The 13,524-nt window shown below is 72.7% G+C and carries 12 protein-coding genes; 1 reads left to right on the top strand and 11 read right to left on the bottom strand.

Going from position 1 to position 13,524, the window contains the following annotated elements:
* Positions 1-113 precede the first annotated feature (113 nt).
* The 9 genes from AC6EH9_RS19460 to argC form a co-directional block, all read right to left on the bottom strand.
* On the bottom strand, positions 114-713 hold the full coding sequence (locus tag AC6EH9_RS19460; RefSeq protein ID WP_498425336.1) for a DNA-3-methyladenine glycosylase: 600 nt from the start codon (positions 711-713) through the stop codon (positions 114-116).
* Entirely contained in the window at positions 710-2,107 is a 1,398-nt protein-coding gene (argH, locus tag AC6EH9_RS19455; protein ID WP_498425337.1) for an argininosuccinate lyase, read from the bottom strand. Before argH ends, AC6EH9_RS19460 begins: the two co-directional genes overlap by 4 nt.
* A 76-nt stretch (positions 2,108-2,183) precedes the next feature.
* The gene (locus AC6EH9_RS19450) at positions 2,184-2,720 is read right to left on the bottom strand and encodes an arginine repressor (RefSeq protein ID WP_498425335.1); all 537 of its coding nucleotides are present in this window, start codon (positions 2,718-2,720) and stop codon (positions 2,184-2,186) included.
* On the bottom strand, positions 2,717-3,646 hold the full coding sequence (gene argF, locus AC6EH9_RS19445; RefSeq protein WP_498425334.1) for an ornithine carbamoyltransferase: 930 nt from the start codon (positions 3,644-3,646) through the stop codon (positions 2,717-2,719). The genes AC6EH9_RS19450 and argF overlap by 4 nt, the downstream gene beginning before the upstream one ends.
* On the bottom strand, positions 3,643-4,806 hold the full coding sequence (locus AC6EH9_RS19440) for an acetylornithine transaminase (protein WP_498425333.1): 1,164 nt from the start codon (positions 4,804-4,806) through the stop codon (positions 3,643-3,645). Before AC6EH9_RS19440 ends, argF begins: the two co-directional genes overlap by 4 nt.
* Positions 4,803-5,732 carry an acetylglutamate kinase gene (gene argB / locus AC6EH9_RS19435; protein ID WP_498425332.1) on the bottom strand — a complete coding sequence of 310 codons (930 nt, stop codon included), beginning with the start codon at positions 5,730-5,732 and terminating at the stop codon, positions 4,803-4,805. The genes AC6EH9_RS19440 and argB overlap by 4 nt, the downstream gene beginning before the upstream one ends.
* A complete protein-coding gene (gene argJ / locus AC6EH9_RS19430) occupies positions 5,729-6,880 on the bottom strand; it encodes a bifunctional glutamate N-acetyltransferase/amino-acid acetyltransferase ArgJ (RefSeq protein WP_498425331.1) in 1,152 nt (383 codons plus the stop codon). The genes argB and argJ overlap by 4 nt, the downstream gene beginning before the upstream one ends.
* Entirely contained in the window at positions 6,877-7,467 is a 591-nt protein-coding gene (locus tag AC6EH9_RS19425; RefSeq protein WP_498425330.1) for an ACT domain-containing protein, read from the bottom strand. Before AC6EH9_RS19425 ends, argJ begins: the two co-directional genes overlap by 4 nt.
* On the bottom strand, positions 7,464-8,507 hold the full coding sequence (gene argC / locus AC6EH9_RS19420; protein WP_498425329.1) for an N-acetyl-gamma-glutamyl-phosphate reductase: 1,044 nt from the start codon (positions 8,505-8,507) through the stop codon (positions 7,464-7,466). The genes AC6EH9_RS19425 and argC overlap by 4 nt, the downstream gene beginning before the upstream one ends.
* Before the next feature lie 83 nt (positions 8,508-8,590).
* On the opposite strand from argC, the gene AC6EH9_RS19415 reads away from it, so the two are divergent.
* Positions 8,591-9,397 carry a maleylpyruvate isomerase N-terminal domain-containing protein gene (locus tag AC6EH9_RS19415; RefSeq protein ID WP_498425328.1) on the top strand — a complete coding sequence of 269 codons (807 nt, stop codon included), beginning with the start codon at positions 8,591-8,593 and terminating at the stop codon, positions 9,395-9,397.
* 505 nt (positions 9,398-9,902) lie between these two features.
* On the opposite strand, the gene pheT is transcribed toward AC6EH9_RS19415, so the two are convergent.
* The gene (gene pheT, locus AC6EH9_RS19410) at positions 9,903-12,395 is read right to left on the bottom strand and encodes a phenylalanine--tRNA ligase subunit beta (protein ID WP_498425327.1); all 2,493 of its coding nucleotides are present in this window, start codon (positions 12,393-12,395) and stop codon (positions 9,903-9,905) included.
* A complete protein-coding gene (gene pheS / locus AC6EH9_RS19405; RefSeq protein WP_498425326.1) occupies positions 12,395-13,507 on the bottom strand; it encodes a phenylalanine--tRNA ligase subunit alpha in 1,113 nt (370 codons plus the stop codon). Before pheS ends, pheT begins: the two co-directional genes overlap by 1 nt.
* Positions 13,508-13,524 lie beyond the last annotated feature (17 nt).

The raw sequence follows: 13,524 nt of genomic DNA, 5'->3' as shown, positions 1-13,524 counted from the left end.
AGAGCCGGGAGCCCGCACCCTCTTCAGGGCCTTGCTCCCCGCCGCTCTCGGCGACAGACAGAACATTAGACCGGGCCTGGCGAGCCGTGCAAATCGGGTCCGGTGAGGGGTGTTCAGGGGCGTCGCCGGGGGGTCGCGGGCCGGTACGTCGAGACGTACCGATCGCCCTCCAACCAGTAGCGCCAGGGCCGCTCGGCGGCCAGCCGCAGGCCCACCCGCGGCCCGGTGCCCACCGCCGGGGCGTTGCCACCGGCCGGCAGGCACAGCTCGACCTCGCCGGCGCCGATGGGCGCCCCGTTGTGGCTGAGGTCGAGCGCCAGGGCCTGGCACAGCCGGGCCGGGCCGCGGGCCAGGTCGCGCGTCGTGGCGCTGCCACGTCGGCTGCGTGCGAGGTCCTCCCCGGCGATCACCTCCCCGGAGCGCAGGAGCACGGCGGAGCCCACTCCCTCGTGGTCGGTGACCACGTTGACGCAGTGGTGCATGCCGTAGGTGAAGTACACGTACAGGCGTCCGGGCGGGCCGAACATCACCGCGTTGCGCGCCGTACTGCCTCGGTCCCCGTGCGAGCCCGGGTCGTCGGCACCGCCGTACGCCTCGACCTCGGTGAGCCGCACCGTGACGCCGGCGTGGCTGATCGTCGCCCCGAGCAGCGCCGGCGCGACCTCGGGGGCGGGTCGGGCAAGCAGCTCGTCCAGGTCGGCCGAGCCGGTCACGACTCGAGGTGGGCCCGCGCCTGACGGACCGCGCGACGGATCTCCTCGAGCTGCTCGCCCACCCGCACCGGAGCGGTCCCGCCCCGGCCGTTGCGCGAGGCCACCGAGCCCTCGACGCTCAGCACCTCGCGGACCTCGGGGCTCAGGTGCTCGGAGATCTCCGCGAACTGCTCGTCACTGAGCTCGTTGAGCTCGAGGCCGAGCTGCTCGCAGCGCTGGACGCACTCCCCCGCGACCTCGTGAGCCACCCGGAACGGCACGCCCTCGCGCACCAGCCACTCCGCCACGTCGGTGGCCAGTGAGAACCCCTGCGGGGCGAGCTCTGCCATCCGCTCGGTGTTGAACCGCAGGGTGCGCACCATGCCGGTGACCGCAGGCAGCAGCACCTCCAGGGTGTCGACGGAGTCGAAGACCGGCTCCTTGTCCTCCTGCAGGTCGCGGTTGTAGGCCAGCGGGAGCGCCTTGAGGGTGGCCATCAACCCGGTCAGGTTGCCGATCAACCGGCCCGCCTTGCCCCGCGCCAGCTCAGCGATGTCGGGGTTCTTCTTCTGCGGCATGATGCTCGAGCCGGTCGACCAACTGTCGTGCAGGCGCACGAAGTCGAACTCCCGGGTGGCCCACAGGATCACGTCCTCGGCCAGCCGGCTCACGTCCACCCCGATCATGGCGGTGACGAAGGCGAACTCGGCGACGAAGTCGCGTGCCGCGGTGCCGTCGAGGGAGTTCGCCGTGGAGTCGCTGAAGCCGAGCTCGGCGGCAACGGCCCGAGGGTCGAGGCCCAGGCTGGCGCCGGCCAGCGCCCCCGAGCCGTACGGCGAGTCGCCCGCCACTCGCGCGTCCCAGTCCCGCAGGCGCTGGACGTCGCGCACCAGCGGCCAGGCCTGGGCCAGCAGGTGGTGCGAGAGCAGGACCGGCTGGGCGTGCTGCAGGTGGGTGCGCCCCGGCATGATCGCGCCGAGGTGCTCGGTGGCATGCGCCTCCAGCGCCTCGACGAGGTCGAGGACCATTCCGGCGACGACCCGGGCGTGGTCGCGCAGGAAGACCTTGAACAGCGTGGCGATCTGGTCGTTGCGCGAGCGTCCGGCGCGCAGCCGGCCCCCGACCTCTGCGCCCACCTCCTCGACCAGCAGCCGCTCGAGCGCCCCGTGCACGTCCTCGTCGCCGGCGTCGGGGTGCAGCTGCCCGGCGTCGTAGCGCTCGCGGAGCACGTCCAGGCCACGCAGCAGTTCGGTGTGGTCGTCGTCGCTGAGCAGGCCGGCCCCGTGCAGCGCGTTGGCGTGGGCGCGGGACCCGGCGAGGTCGTAGGGCGTCAGCCGCCAGTCGAAGTGCGTCGACTTCGACAGCGCATCGAGCTCCGGGCTCGGTCCGCCGGCGAACCGGCCGCCCCAGAGCATGCCGGCGTTGGTGGTCCCTTGGTTCTCGGTCACGGGGGTCCTCTGTTTCAGGTTCGGGTGCGACTGGCGGGCGTGCTCAGTCGACCGGCAGGTTCTTGGGGTCGTTGGCCAGGGACAGGAAGCGGCGCGCCAGCAGCTCTCCGCCGCGCGGGTCGCGACCGATCACCAGGACGGTGTCGTCACCGGCGATCGTGCCGAGGACGTCGCCGAGCTCGGCCTTGTCGAAGGCGCTGGCCAGGAACTGCGCCGCCCCCGGCGGGGTGCGCAGCACGACCAGGTTCGCGCTCGACTCCGCACTGACCAGCAGCTCGGAGCAGAGCCGGGCCAGCCGGTTGCCCGCGGAGGCCGTCTCGCGCAGGTGGGCGGGGGTGCGGTCGCCCCCCTCCCCGGGCACGGCGTAGACCAGTGCCCCCGAGCGTGCCCGCACCTTGACGGCGTCGAGCTCGACCAGGTCCCGGCTCAGCGTCGCCTGGGTGACGTGGACGCCGCGCTCGGCGAGCAACTCCGCGAGCTCGGACTGCGAGCGGATCTCGTGCTGCTCGAGCAGGTCGATCACCCGTTGCTGGCGGGCGATCTTGGTGATCGGGTTGACGACCGCGGAGTCCTCGCTCACGAGCCGGTCTCCTCCATCAGCCAGCTGAGGACCGCCTTCTGGGCGTGGCGCCGGTTCTCGGCCTCGTCCCACACGGCGCTCTGGGGTCCGTCGAGCACGTCGGCGGTGATCTCCTTGCCGCGGTAGGCGGGCAGACAGTGCAGGACGAGCGCATCGGGCTGGGCGTGTCGCAGCTTCTCCTCGTCGAGGGCGAAGGCGGCGAAGGCCCGCAGCCGCTCGTCGCTCTCGGACTCCTTGCCCATCGACACCCAGGTGTCGGTGATCAGCACGCCGGCGTCGGTGACCGCCTCGATCGGGTCGGCCACGAACGTCGCCGATCCCCCGGTGGTGGCGGCGATCTCGGTGGCCCGGGCCATCACCTCCGCGGCAGGCTCGAATCCGGTCGGCGCCGAGATCCGCACGTGCATCCCGGCGGTGGTCCCGGCCAGCAGCCACGAGTGCGCCACGTTGCAGGCGCCGTCGCCCAGGAACGTCGCGGTCTGGCCGGCCAGCGGCCCCCGGCGCTCGATGACCGTCTGCAGGTCGGCGAGCAGCTGGCAGGGGTGGAACTCGTCGGTCAGCGCGTTGACCACCGGCACCCCGGCCCAGTGCGCCATCTCCTCCAGCTTGGCCTGCTCGTAGGTGCGCCACACGATCACGCTGGCCTGGCGCCCCAGGACCCGGGCGACGTCCGCGATCGACTCGCGCTCGCCGATCGCGGCGAGCCGCCCGTCGATGGCCATCGGGAAGCCGCCGAGCTCGGCCACACCGGCCGAGAACGACGACTGGGTGCGCAGCGTCTGCTTGTCGAAGATCAGGGCCACGCTCTTCGGCCCGGCCAGCGGCTTCGCGTCGTACGGCGCCTGCTTGAGCTCCGCGGCCCGCGCGAGCACCGCCGCCTGGTCGGCGGGGCTGAGGTCGTCGTCGCGCAGGAAGTGGCGGGTCACAGGCCGGCCTCGGTGAGGATGGCCGGCCAGGCGGCGAGGAACGAGTCGGCCTGCTCCTGGGTCAGCACCAGCGGCGGCGCGAGCCGGATCCGCTCGGGGGTGCAGGCGTTGATGATGAAGCCGGCCCGCTGGGCGGCCTCGACGACCTCGGCCGAGCGGGCGCCGACCAGGTCGAGCCCGATCAGCAGGCCCCGGCCGCGGACCTCGCTGACGCGCGGGTCGGCGCCCAGGCCGTCGCGCAGCCGCTCCCCCAGCGCCTCGACGTGCGCCAGCAGGCCCTCCTTCTCGATGGTCGCGATCACCGCGAGCGCGGCCGCCGAGGCGACCGGGTTGCCACCGAACGTCGTGCCGTGGTTGCCCGGCTGCAGGAGCGTGGCGCTCTCGCCGGTGGCGATGCAGGCGCCGATCGGGATGCCGCCGCCGAGCCCCTTCGCGAGCGTGACGATGTCGGGGCTCACCCCGTGCTCGGCGTGGGCGAACCAGGCGCCGGTGCGACCGATGCCGGTCTGCACCTCGTCGATCCACAGCAGCGCGCCGTGGCGCTGGGTGATCCGGCGGGCGGCGGCGAGGTACCCCTCGGGCGGCAGGACCACTCCGGCCTCGCCCTGGATCGGCTCGACGACGACCGCGGCGGTGCGCTCGGTGACCGCGGCCTCGAGCGCGTCGGCGTCGCCGTACGGCACGAAGGTGACCTCGCCCGGCAGCGGCTCGAAGGGCTCGCGGTAGGCGGCCTTGGAGGTGAGCGCCAACGCGCCCATGGTGCGGCCGTGGAAGCCCCCCTCCATGGCGACCACGTGGGTGCGCCCGGTGCGTCGGGTGAGTTTGAACGCCGCCTCGTTGGCCTCTGCGCCGGAGTTGGCGAAGAAGACCCTGCCCTCGGCGCCGAGCAGTTCGAGCAGCTTCTCGGCGAGCTCGATCTGCGGGCCGCTGGCGAAGAAGTTGGAGATGTGCCCGAGGGTGCCGAGCTGATCGGTGACCGCCCCGACCAGCGCGGGATGGGCGTGGCCCAGCGAGTTGACGGCGATGCCGCCCAGCAGGTCGAGGTACTCCTTGCCGTCCTCGTCCCAGACCCGAGCCCCCTCGCCGCGGGTGAGCACGAGCTTGGGCGGGCCGAACGTGTTCATCAGGGCCCCTGAGTAACGGGCCTTCCAGTCGCTCATGCGGGGGCCTCCTTCGCCTTGCGGATCTTGGTCTCCACGTGGGGCAGCACCTGGGTGCCGATCCCCTCGTCGGTGAAGAGCTCGAGCAGGACGGCGTGCTGCTCGCGGCCGTCCACGACGGTGGCGCGCGGCACGCCGTTCGTGACGGCGCTCAGGCAGGCTCCCATCTTGGGCACCATCCCGCTGGCCAGCCCGGGCATCAGCTCGGCCAGGCTCTCGGGGCTGATCTCGCCGATCAGGTCGTCGCTGTGCGGCCAGTCGCGGTAGAGGCCCTCGACGTCGGTGAGCACCAGCAGCTTCTCGGCGCCCAGCGCGACCGCCAACGCGGCCGCGGCGGTGTCGGCGTTGACGTTGTGCACGACGCCGTCGACGTCGGGGGCGACGCTGGAGATGACCGGGATCCGGCCGGCCTCGACGAGGTCGAGGACCGCCTCGGGGCGCACCTGGGTGACCTCACCGACCAGGCCGAGGTCCACCTCCTCGCCGTCGACGACGGTGCTCGCCGCCTCGGCGGTGAACAGGCCGGCGTCCTCACCGGAGAGGCCGACCGCGAGCGGTCCGTGCTCGTTGACCAGGCCGACCAGCTCGCGCTGGACCTGGCCGACCAGCACCATCCGCACCACGTCCATCGCCTCGGGGGTGGTGACCCGCAGCCCGCCCTTGAACTCGGACTCGATGCCCAAGCGGTCGAGCATCGCGGAGATCTGGGGGCCGCCGCCGTGCACCACGACCGGCTTGAAGCCGGCGAAGCGCAGGAACGCGATGTCCTCGGCGAACGCGCGCTTGAGCCGGTCGTCGGTCATCGCGTTGCCGCCGTACTTGATCACGATGATCTTGCCGTTGTACTTCTTCAGCCACGGCAGGGCCGCCGCCAGGGTGGCGGCCTTCTTGGGGTCCGGTGCCGGCTTGGTGTTGTCGTCGCTCATGAGCTGTACGCGCTGTTCTCGTGGACGTAGGCGTGGGTGAGGTCGTTGGTCCAGACGGTGGCCCGCTCGGAACCGGACTTGAGGTCGATGGTGACGCTGACCTCGCGGGCCTCGAGCGAGACCTTCGCGGGGTCCTCGTGCGGCGTCGAGTTGCGACACACCCACACACCGTTCATCGCGACGTCCAGGTCCGCCGGGTCGAACGCGGCGTCGGTGGTGCCGAGGCTGGCCAGGACCCGCCCCCAGTTGGGGTCCTTGCCGAACACCGCGGCCTTGAAGAGGTTGCTGCGCGCCACGCTGCGGGCCGCCTCGACGGCGTCGTCCTCGGTGGCCGCGTTGAGCACGGTGATGGCGATCTCGTGGTCGGCGCCCTCGGCGTCCTTGAGCAGCTGCATGGCCAGGTCGGTGCAGGCCTGGGTGAGCGCGTCGGTGAAGTCCTCGAGGGTGGGCGTGATCCCGCTCGCGCCGCTGGCCATCACGCTCACCGTGTCGTTGGTGGACATGCAGCCGTCGGAGTCGAGCCGGTCGAAGCTGACCCGGGTCGCCGCACGCAGCGCCTTGTCCAGATCGGCCGCCGGGACCACGGCATCGGTGGTCAGCACGACCAGCATGGTGGCCAGCTGGGGGGCCAGCATCCCGGCTCCCTTGGCCATCCCACCGATGCTCCAGCCGGCGCCCTCGACCACCGTCTGCTTGCTCACCGAGTCGGTGGTCATGATCGCCTCGGCGGCGTCGTCGCCGCCCTCGGCGCCCAGGGCGGCGTAGGCGGCGTCGACCCCGTCCAGCAGGTTCTGGCGGGGGTTGGCCAGCCCGATCAGGCCGGTGGAGCACACCACCACGTCGATGGCCCCGATGCCGAGCCGGGTGGCCACCTGCTCGGCGACCGCGTGCGTGGTCTGGAAGCCCTCGGCGCCGGTGTAGCAGTTCGCGCCACCGGAGTTGAGCACGATCGCGCGCACGACGCCGTCCTTGACCACCTCCTGGCTCCACAGGATCGGGTTGGCCTTGCAGCGGTTGCTGGTGAAGACGGTGGCCGAGTCGTAGGTCGGGCCCTGGTTGACGACCAGCGCCAGGTCCTTGGCGCCGGTGGACTTCAGGCCGGCGGGGACGCCGGCGGCGACGAACCCGGCGGGTGCGGTGACGCTCATTTCTTGGGCTTCTTCTTTCCGGAGGGGGCGCTCGACGGGCCCTGCTTCCGGGCCTCGGACTTCTCGGCGCGAGAGCTCTTGGGCTGCGTCTTCTTCGGCGGGGCGACGGGTACGGCGACGGTGACGGTGTGGCCCCGTCGTCGCCAGGCCTCGGCCGCCTGGTCCGCCTTGGGGGCGGGCACCAGGAGCCAGTCGGTGTCGAAGGTGGAGAGCGCGAAGACCGGGATCTGGGCCTCGGCCAGCGGTGTCAGCAGGGCGCTGAGCACGCCGATCAGCGCCGGGTCGAGCGGGCCCTGGACGGCGAACGCGGTGAGCCCCTTGTGGGCCGGCACCTTCGCGGGCACGTCGCGACCGGCGCAGATCAGCGAGGTCTCGGTGGCGGTCGCGGTGATCGAGAACAGCGACGAGGACTCGGCCCAGGCGGGGATCTCGGCGCCGGCCGGGAGCTTGATCACGGCCAGCTTCTCGGGGAACTGCTGCAGCGTGAACGTCGCGCCCGACGCGGCGGGCTCGCTCTCGGTGGGCTGGGTGGGCTCGGGGGGCTCGGGGGCCTCGGTGGGCTCGGGGGTCTCGGTGGGCTCGCTCACGGTGCTATCCCTACGGTGCTCAGGCCCAGGGTCTCCTCGAGACCGAGGGCGAGGTTCATGCACTGGACGGCGGCGCCGCCGGTGCCCTTCGCCAGGTTGTCGACCACGCCGACCGCGACCAGGCGCCCCGCGTCCTCGTCGACGGTGACCTGGAGGTGGATCGCATTCGATCCGGTCACCGACTTCGTCTGCGGCCACTGGCCCTGGGCCAGGACGTGCACGAACGGCTCGTCGGCGTAGGCCTTGGCGTACACGGCGTGGGCGGACTCGGCGGTGACGCCCTCGCGCACCGGCGCCGAGACCGTGGCCAGGATCCCGCGCGGCATCGGCACCAGCAGCGGGGTGAAGCTCACCTTCACCTCGTCGTCGACGAGCCGGCCGAGGTTCTGCAGGATCTCGGGCGTGTGCCGATGCACCCCGCCGACCCCGTAGGCGCTGGCGTTGCCCATGATCTCGCTGCCGAGCAGGTGCGGCTTGGCAGCCTTGCCGGCGCCCGACGTACCGCTGGCCGCGACGACCACGATGTCGGGGTCGATCAGGCCGTGCGCGAGCGCGGGCGCCGCGGTGAGGGTGGAGACGGTCGGGTAGCAGCCGGGGACCGCGATCCGGCGCGCGCCGCTGAGCCGCTCACGCTGGCCGGGCAGCTCGGGCATGCCGTAGGGCCAGGCGCCGGCGTGCGTGCCGCCGTAGAACTTCTCCCACAGCGCGGGGTCCTCGAGGCGGAAGTCGGCCCCGCAGTCGATGACGACGACGTCGTCGCCGAGCGCGTTGGCGATCTCGGCCGACTGCCCGTGCGGCAGCCCCAGGAAGACCACGTCGTGGCCGCTCAGGGTCTCCGGGTTGGTCGGTTCGAGGATCCGGTCGGCCAGCGGGACGAGGTGGGGCTGGAGAGCACCAAGCCGCTGTCCGGCGTTGGAGCCGCCGGTCAACGCACCGATCGTGACGGCGGGGTGGCCGAGCAGGAGCCGGAGCACCTCACCGCCCGCGTACCCGGACGCGCCGGCGACGGCGACGGATATCTGGGTAGTTGACATATGCATGACTATACACTGGCATGCATGGTTTCTTACGCGGGGTGGTCGATTCCTGTCCGCCGGGCGGGCGGCCGGGTTAGCGTCTGGGCATGACGCGCCTGGCACCTGCGACCTACCTGGAGCACATCAGCACTGAATCTACCCGGTTCCGCGCTGCATTAGGCGGGTGTGCTCCCGACGATCGGGTGCCCACCTGCCCGGAGTGGGACGCCGCGGACCTGCTCTGGCATCTCACCGAAGTGCAGGACTTCTGGGCCTGGATCGTGACCCATCGCCCCGCTGGGCCCGACGAGCGGACCGCGCCGCCGCGCCCCGCGTCGTGGGCCGAGCTGATGGCGGCGTCGGAGGCCGCGGCCTCCGCGCTGGTCTCGGCGCTCGCGGCGGCGCGCCCGACCGAGCAGGCCTGGAGCTGGGCCGATGAGCAGACGGTGGGCTTCACTCTGCGACGCCAGGCACACGAGGCCCTGATCCACCGCCTCGACGCCGAGCACACCGCGGGCGCCGGCGTCTCCGAGATCGATCGCGAGCTGGCCGCGGACGGTGTCGACGAGGCCCTGACGGTGATGTTCGGCGGCGTTCCCCCGTTCGGGTCGTTCGCAGCCGACGGCCCTTTGCTGCGCGTGGACATGGCCGACACCGGCGACGAGATCTGGGTGCAGGTCGGCCGGTTCACCGGGAGCAACGGGGACGACGTCGCGCACGACCTTGACGACATCCGGGTGATCGAGCGCCGGTCGATGGAACATCGAGCGAAGCCGGCCGCCGTGGTCAGCGGTCACGCCGCCGCCCTCAACGCCTGGCTGTGGCGGCGCGCCGGCGACGAGGGTGTCACGGTCACCGGCGAGCCCGCCGCCTACGCCCGCTTCCGCCAGGTAGTGAACCAACCCATCACCTAACCCCACCGACCCGGCGCGAACTCACCCCCTACGCCCGCCCAGTCGGCGCCAACTCACGCCGTACGACCGCCCAGTCGGCGCGAACTCACGCCGTACGCCCGCCGAGTCGGCGCGAGCACGCGCCGTACGCGCGCCCAGTCGGCGCAAACTCACGCCGTACGAGCGCCCAGTCGGCGCGAGCACGCGCCGTACGCGCGCCCAGTCGGCGCAAACTCACGCCGTACGAGCGCCCAGTCGGCGCGAACTCACGCCGTACGGCCGCCGAGTCGCCGTGGACTCATGGGCAAACGGTTGGCCAGGCGCCCTCGACCGGCCATCGGCCGATCCGCGCCGGCCGCGTACGAGTTCACGCCGACTCGACCCCGAATGCCCGCGAGTTCACGCCGACTCGGCGTTCTCGGGCTCGGGGGTGCGACTTGTCGGGCAAACGCTGAACTTGTCGGGCGATGTTTCGGCCGACAAGTTCAGCGTCCCCCGGCCGACCGGGGAAACCGACAGGGGGAGATCAGCGCTGGACAGCGCCCGTACGCTCCGCGGCGAGCGCGACCGCGGCGTCGCGTGCGGCCGCGGCCTCGCCCTCCTTCAGGGTGCGGTCCGGGGCGCGCAGACGCAGGGCGAAGGCGAGGGACTTGCGCCCCTCCCCCACCTGCTCGCCGGTGTAGACGTCGAAGAGCCGCACCGACTCGAGCAGCGGGCCGGCGCCCTCGCGCAGCGCGGTCTCGACGGCGGCGGCGGGCACGGACTCGTCGACGACCAGGGCGACGTCCTCCTTGGCCACCGGGTACGACGAGAAGTGCGGGGCCGGCGTGATCGTGACGGCATGCTCCAGCAGCGCCTCGAGGTCCACCTCGGCGGCCGCGGCCCGCGGCGGCAGGCCGAAGGCCTTGCACACGTTGGGGTGCAGCTCACCGGCGTGTCCCAGGACCACACCGCCGAGCAGGATCTCGGCGCAGCGACCGGGGTGCCACGGCGCGACGGCGGCGGCGCGGACCTCGATCTCGACGCCCAGCGCCGCGGCCACCTCACGCACCGCGGCCACCGCGTCGGACCAGGAGGCGGCACGCCCCTCGCCCCACCAACCAGCGCCCTCACGGTCTCCGCTCAGGGCAACCGCGAGGTGCATCGGCTGGTGCGGCACGGCCTTCTGGATCGCCGCCCACTCCTCGTCGGTGGGCCTGCGGTCGACCGGCAGGATCGGCGCGGCCTCGGTGCCGGTGGGCAGGAAGACCACGGAGGTCTCGAAGAGCGCCACGTCGGCGATCCCGCGCCCGGCGTTGCGCCCCAGCGCCCGCAGCAGCCCGGGCAGCAGACTCGTGGTCAGCGCCGGCTCCTCCGCGGACAGCGGGTTCGCGATCCGGATGGCCTGGCGCCGCGCGTCGTCCTCGGGCAGCCCCAGCCGCGCCCAGTCGGCGTCCCCGACGAACGGGTAGCTGATCACCTCGTTGAAGCCGGCCCCGGCGAGCACCAGGCCCACCCGGCGGCGCAGCCGCTGCTCGGTGCTCAGTCCGCGTCCGGGCGGGGCCGGCGGCAGCACCGAGGGCACCTGGTCGTAGCCGACGATCCGGGCGACCTCCTCGACGAGGTCGAAGGGGTCGCTGATGTCGGGACGCCAGGAGGGCACGACCGCGCTCAGCGTGCCGTCCACGACGCTGACCTCGCAGCCGACCGCCTCGAGGTGCGCGACGGTGGTCGCGTCGGCGATGTCCATCCCGGTGATGCGCGCAGGCAGGTCCACGCTCATCGAGACGGTACGGCGCGCCGGCGCCGCGCCGACGACGCTCACGCCCTCCTCGAGCGTGCCTCCGCCGTGCTCGACCAGGAGCGTCGCGACCCGGTCCGCGGCGTAGGCCGCCAGCTCGGGGTCGACGCCGCGCTCGAAGCGCTTGGAGGCCTCCGAGGGCAGCTTGTGCCGGCGCTGGGTGCGGAAGATCGAGGCGGGGTCGAAGCAGGCCGCCTCGATCAGCACCTCGGTGGTGGTGTCGCTGAGCTCGGTGTGCTCGCCGCCCATCACCCCGGCCAGGCCGATCGGGCCCGAGTCGTCGGTGATCAGGATGTCCTCGGGGCTCAGCGTGCGGCGCACGCCGTCCAGCGTGGTGAGCTCCTCGCCCTGCGCCGCGCGCCGGACCCGGATCGGACCGGAGAGCTTGGCCTGGTCGTAGCCGTGGATGGGCTGGCCGAGCTCGAGCATCACGTAGTTGGTGACGTCCACGCCGAGCGAGATAGGGCGCATCCCGGCCTGGGTGAGCCGGGTGGCCATCCAGCCGGGCGTCGGAGCGGCCGGGTTGAAGCCGCTGACCTGGCGGGTCACGAAGACCGGGCAGGCGTCGGCGTCGTCGACGAGCACCGGGTATCCGGCGTCGTTGGCGGCCGGGATCTCGCGCTGCGCCGGATCGGTGTACGGCGCGCCGAAGCCGAGCGCGGCCTCGCGGGCGATGCCGCGCAGCGACAGCGCGTAGGCGCGGTCGGGGTTGATCTCGAACTCGATCACCGCGTCGTCGAGGCCCAGCACCGCGAAGGCGTCATCGCCGGGCTGACCAGCGTCCTCGGGGAGCACGATGATGCCCTCGCCCGACCCGAGCGCGTCCGCGGGCAGGCCCAACTCGGCGGCCGAGCAGATCATCCCGGCGGACAGGTGGCCGTAGGTCTTGCGCGCGCCGATCGCGAAGCCGCCCGGCAGGACGGCGCCGGGCAGCACGACGACGACGAGGTCGCCCACGCCGAAGTTGTGCGCCCCGCAGACGATCCCCTGGGGCTCGCCGGTGCCGTTGGCGTCGCCGACGTCGACGGTGCACCAGTTGATGGTCTTGCCGTTCTTCTGCGGCTCCTTCTCCTGCGTCAGCACCCGGCCGATCACCAGCGGCCCGGTGATGGCGTCACCGGGCGCGACGAGCGCCTCGAGCTTGAGCCCGAGCATGGTCAGCTTGCGGGCCAGCTCCTCGGTGGACAGGTCGGCCGGCAGGTCGACGTACTCGCGAATCCACGAGACGGGGGCGCGCATCAGATCTCCACTCCGAAGGGCTGGGTGAAACGGACGTCACCCTCGAACACGTCGCGAAGGTCCTCGACGCCGTGACGGAACATCAGGGCTCGGTCGATGCCGAACCCGAAGGCGAAGCCGGTGTAGCGCTCCGGGTCGACCCCGCAGGCCACCAGCACCCGGGGGTTGACCACGCCGCAGCCGCCGAGCTCGATCCAGCCCTCGCCGCGGCAGGTGCGGCAGGCGTCGCCGCCGGCGTCGTCGAGGCCGGTGCCGCGGCACACGAAGCAGACCAGGTCCATCTCGGCCGAGGGCTCGGTGAAGGGGAAGTAGGACGGCCGGAACCGGGTGGTGATCCCGTCGCCGAACAGCGCGGTGGTCAGGTGGTCCAGCGAGCCCTTGAGGTGGGCCATCGTGATGCCCTCGTCGATGACCAGCCCCTCGACCTGGTGGAAGACCGGCGAGTGGGTCGCGTCGACCTCGTCGGTGCGGTAGACCCGCCCCGGGCAGGCGATGTAGATCGGCGGGGTCCGGGTCAGCATGGTCCGGGCCTGCACCGGCGAGGTGTGCGTGCGCAGCACCAGGGCGGCCGCGGCCGGCTCGAGCCAGAAGGTGTCCTGCATGGTGCGCGCCGGGTGGTCCGCACCGAGGTTGAGCGCGTCGAAGTTCAGCCACTCGGCCTCGACCTGCGGGCCCTCGGCGATCTCCCAGCCCATCGCGACGAAGATGTCCGCGATCCGCTCCGAGAGCATGGTGATCGGGTGCCGCGCGCCCTTGGGGCGGCGGTCGGTGGGCAGCGTGACGTCGACGGTCTCCTCGACCAGCATCCGCTCCTCGTGCTCGGCCTCGAGCACCGCCTGGCGCTGGGTCAGCGCCGTGCCGACGTCCTTGCGGGCCTGGCCGACGCGCCGGCCGGCCTCCTTGCGCGCCTGCGGCGGCAGGGCACCGATCTCCCGGTTGGCCAGCGCCAGCGGGGAGCGGTCGCCGGCGTGCTGGAGGCGGACCTCCTTGAGCTCGGCGAGGTCGCCGGCAGCGGCGATCGCGGCCAGCGCGGCATCGCGCGCGGTCTCGACCTCGTCGGCACGCAGCGGCGTGACCTGGACAGGGTCGTAATCGGTGTTGGGGCCCGACATGGTTGCCTTTCCGGCAG

It is taken from the genome of Nocardioides sp. Z21_20 (assembly GCF_059766585.1).
The sequence above is the reverse complement of the archived record's forward strand: the minus strand, read 5'-3'. Positions and strand labels throughout refer to the sequence as shown.